Raw genomic sequence first — 3,459 nt, 5'->3', positions numbered from 1 at the left:
AATAGAACGTGAGCGTCGCGAGGCACGTCAATACCTATTGTCTGAAGTTGAGTATGTGCGTGCGTTGCGCGATGCTTCATGGTTGGCCCGGCTTTTCAAGCTGAAGCGCCAATAATAAGCAGAATTAACTACCACTTATCAAGGACGCGCCATGTTGACGGATCTGATTTCTCTGCTAAACCCACAGAACCGAAGGCTGTTCAAACTCAATACTTTTGCACCCGTTAGCGAAGAAGATCTGTTGCTTGAACATTTTTCAGGGAGTGAAGGGCTGTCACAACTCTATCAGATGGACCTGGCGCTACTGAGTCAGCGCAGTGATGTCAAACTCAAGTCTTTGATAGGCAAGCCGGCGACGGTAGAGATCGAGCTTTCTGACGGCAGTTTCCGCTATATCAATGGGTATATAAACCGCTTCAGCACCCAGGGTAGCGATGGTGGCGTGGTACGTTATTCGGCCATGCTAGGGCCTTGGCTGTGAATGCTGACGTGCCGTTTTGACTCGCGCATCTTCCAAGACAAGACGGTACAGGACGTCGTTAGCGAGGTATTTGCAGGTTTCGGCAGCTTAGCAAAGTACGAGTTTCGCCTGAGCAAGTCGTTGAAATCCTATAGCTATATTACTCAGTATCGCGAAAGCGATTTCAACTTCATCCAGCGTCTGTTGGAAAATGACGGGCTGTTCTACTATTTCGAACACACCGCCGAAACGCATGTCATGGTCATCACTGACGACTCCAGCACGCTGCTGCCTCTTCCCGAGCAACCGCAGATTCGTTTTCATTCCGCGTCCGTGACAGAAACCGCTGACTCCATTACTCAGTGGCATGCCTCTCGTCAACTGCAGTCCGGAAAGATCGCCGTTCGAACTTTCGACTACCGTCAACCGCGCAATTTCCTTCCAGTGTCCATGCACAGCCTCAATGAGCAAGGGGATGTAGACAAGTTCGAAATTTACGATTTCCCTGGTCAATATACTCATGCGACCAACGAAGCCGGCGAAGATCTCGTGCGCAATCGCATCGAAGCACTTGAGCTGGTCGGTAAGACATTTTATGGCTATAGCAACTGCCGGGCCATGAAACCGGGTTACACTTTCGAACTGACCCAGCATTATGTTCATGATTCAGGCGATGCCGATGACCGGCAGTTTCTCTTGCTGAGCGTAGAACATCGCGGCAGTAACAACTATATGACGGGTGATCAGGCTGGCTATGACAATAAATTTGTCTGCGTGCGTAGAAAAATTGCTTTCCGTCCTCAGCTAAGCACCCGCAAACCTTTGATCAACGGCCCTCAGACAGCCATCGTCGTCGGGCCGCCCGGCGAGGAAATTTTCACCGACGAACTGGGCCGCGTGAAGCTGCAGTTTCACTGGGACAGGCTAGGCCAGTTCAACGACCAAAGCTCCTGCTGGGTACGCGTAGCCCAATCCGGCGCCAGTGGCGGCTTCGGCAGCATCCAGATCCCACGCGTCGGCGACGAAGTGGTGGTGGTGTTCCTCGACGGCAACCCGGACCGCCCGCTGATCATGGGCAGCGTGTACAACAGCACCAACACACCGCCATGGTCGCTGCCGGCGAACAAGACCCAGAGTGGGTTCCTGACCCGGTCGATGAAGGGAGACGGCGGTACCGCCAACTTCTTCCGCTTCGAGGACAAGGCCGGCGCCGAGCAGATCATCATGCATGCCGAGCGCAACATGGATACCGAGATCGAGCTGGATGAGACCCATGATGTGGGGAACAACCGGACGATTACGGTTGGCGGTACGCACACCGAAACGGTCAAGAAAGACACCGTGGTGCAAGTGACTGAAGGCTCCTACACCCTGCAGGTCGACAACCAGTTCATACAGGTGGCTGCCAAGCAGCACATCATCCTGCAGGTGGGTGACAGCAGCATCACGTTGACCCCGGAAGGCATCGAGATCAAAGGCAAGGTCATCGTGACCACCAGTACCGACACCACCCAGATTACCGGCGCCGCAGTGCGGATCAACGACTGAGGCAAGGTTCATGTACAAGCCTTCGATCTACGACCGTATTTCTGCCAGGCGCGCAGCGCAACAGGAGACCGTGCGGCTGGCCAGTGAAGCTGCTCATGTGCCCGAGCTTTTGCCTGAACCGGAAGCCGAACCGGAACCGGTGCCAGCCGTGTTGCAGGATGTAGCCAGTGCTTTCACCTTTGCAGGTTTCGCCTTGCAGTTTCCGCTCGGCTTTCGTTTTCGCGACATCCAGACCACCCTCGAGCATGAAGGCGAGCCGGTCAGCCTCAGCATCCGCCGCCGTGATGTACGCGCCAGGCAGCCGCTGGAGCAACTGTTCCAGAGCGCAGTCGAGGCTTTGCGCGAATTGAACCCGCAACTGCGCGTGATTCGCCAACGTGATTGCCTCCTGGCTGGGAACCCGGCCAAGGTCGTGGACTTTCACTTCAATGCCGGCCACGAGCCTCGGCACGGTCGCCTGGTCGGCGCACTGGTGCCCATCGCCGGCAGCGATTCGCTGCAATGGCTGGATATCTCCAGCGTGATCGACCCCAGCAAGCCCGGCCTGAGCCAGTGGCTGGCCGAGTTCGACCGCATGCTCGATGGCTTTGCGCAGGGCTGACCCCGATTTTTTCGCTATCAGGAATTTTCATCGCATGGATTACGAATTACAGGAAGGCGGCATTGCGCTGCCGGCAGGTTTCGAGGACCGCACGGTCAACATGTTCGTCTTGGGTGCCAGTGTTCCAGCACCCTTGAGCATCACCATCTCGCGTGACACCCTGCTGCCGGACGAAGCGCTGCAGGCCTATGTCGATCGCCAGGTCAAGCTGCTCACCTCCAAGCTGCGCGGCTACACCCGCATGGGTAACAAGGCCGTCACGCTCTCGGTTACCGCACCCATTCCCGGTATCCAGATCGACGCCTATTACATGAACCAGGGCCGCCCGCTGTACCAGCGCCAGGCCGCCTTCATCATCAGCCCTGGGCGTGCCCTGATCTTCTCCACCACTGCACAGGCTGATTTCAGTGCCCAGCAGAACCAGGACTGGGACAACCTGCTGGCCAGCTTCACCCCGCGTGCGCCGTCCGAAACCAGCGCCGAGTCCGGCGAACAGGAGTAACCCCTCATGTTCGAAGCGGCCAGGTTTGGCGACGAGATATCGCACACCAGCGCGCTTGGGGGCTTCCTGATCGGGGCTGCCCTTGGGATTGCGCTGGTGGCCACGGTGGCCATCGCCACGTTCACCTGCGGGTTCGGTGTGGCCTTGCTGGCCGGCCTCGCAGCCGGCATCGGGGGCAGCTTGCTGACCGCCGCCGGAGAGGCGATAGGCAGTATGTTCTCGTCCCCCTCAGGGACGATAACCACTGCCTCACCCAACGTGTTCATCAATAGCCGCAAGGCCGCCCGCGTCGAAAAAAGCATCGGTGCCTGCGACAAGCACCCGGGGCCGGTGCAGATTGCCGAAGGC

At 57.6% G+C, this 3,459-nt stretch carries 3 protein-coding genes and 1 pseudogene; all 4 read left to right on the top strand.

Features of this window, described 5'->3' with window-relative positions:
- The first annotated feature begins 151 nt into the window (after nucleotides 1-151).
- Nucleotides 152-2,008 (top strand): annotated as a pseudogene (gene tssI / locus APH30_RS26505) (type VI secretion system tip protein TssI/VgrG).
- 10 nt (nucleotides 2,009-2,018) lie between these two features.
- Nucleotides 2,019-2,609 (top strand): hypothetical protein, encoded by a 591-nt coding sequence (locus APH30_RS26500; RefSeq protein WP_054914195.1) that lies wholly within the window; start codon nucleotides 2,019-2,021, stop codon nucleotides 2,607-2,609.
- Nucleotides 2,610-2,643: 34 nt separating this feature from the next.
- On the top strand, nucleotides 2,644-3,111 hold the full coding sequence (locus tag APH30_RS26495) for a DcrB-related protein (protein WP_054914194.1): 468 nt from the start codon (nucleotides 2,644-2,646) through the stop codon (nucleotides 3,109-3,111).
- A gap of 6 nt (nucleotides 3,112-3,117) precedes the next feature.
- The coding region (locus APH30_RS26490) for a PAAR domain-containing protein (protein WP_156326724.1) at nucleotides 3,118-3,459 on the top strand (342 nt) is incomplete at its 3' end.

The organism is Pseudomonas sp. NBRC 111127, assembly GCF_001320345.1.
In the GTDB taxonomy this organism is placed as follows: Bacteria; Pseudomonadota; Gammaproteobacteria; order Pseudomonadales; family Pseudomonadaceae; genus Aquipseudomonas; species Aquipseudomonas juntendi.
This window is presented reverse-complemented; position numbering and strand designations above follow the sequence as displayed.

Coding starts and splice junctions, on each gene's coding strand:
- APH30_RS26500 (WP_054914195.1), top strand. CDS start 2,019: ATGTACAAGCCTTCGATCTACGACCGTATTTCTGCCAGGCGCGCAGCG.
- APH30_RS26495 (WP_054914194.1), top strand. CDS start 2,644: ATGGATTACGAATTACAGGAAGGCGGCATTGCGCTGCCGGCAGGTTTC.